Source organism: Flavobacterium zhairuonense, assembly GCF_004352915.1.
Lineage (GTDB): Bacteria > Bacteroidota > Bacteroidia > Flavobacteriales > Flavobacteriaceae > Flavobacterium > Flavobacterium zhairuonense.
On record NZ_SJSY01000026.1, the window covers coordinates 1 to 524 of the forward strand.

1 pseudogene is annotated in these 524 nt (G+C 32.3%); it reads left to right on the plus strand.

Annotated features, from left to right (window positions below):
- Positions 1-360, plus strand: a pseudogene (locus EYY60_RS00030) (TonB-dependent receptor); the annotation flags it as partial.
- Positions 361-524: the final 164 nt, after the last annotated feature.

Genomic DNA, 524 nt, shown 5'->3' on the forward strand with positions numbered 1-524 from the left:
CTTACATATACAAAACTTGACAGAACTGATGACAAAGATGGTTTGGAAGACGGTTTCAATACACCCGAATTTAATGTAAACGGAACGCTGATTGCCCAAAATATCTGGAAAAATCTTGGTGCAAGCGTAAGTGCACGTTATCAAAATAATTTCGACTATGTTTCTTTCTTAGTCAGCGGAACCGTTCCTGCTTATTGGACGATGGACGCTCAGGTTAATTATTATTTCAAAAAATCAGGAATCACAACAAAATTGGGCGGTACAAATGTCTTGAATAAAACCTATACTTCAATTCTTGGCGGACCATCAATTGGTGGTTTATATTATTTATCTTTAGTTTGGGAAACCAAAAAAATCTAAACCTTAAGTTTTATGAAAACTAAAAATTATATTCTTATTTTCTTGATTGCTTTTTCATGTTCAATGTGTAATTCTTCTAAAAAAGAAGAAAAAATTTCAACTGAAAAAACTTCTGAAACCAAAAAACATGAACACGAAACGCTTACGTCAAAAGACAGTTTAAA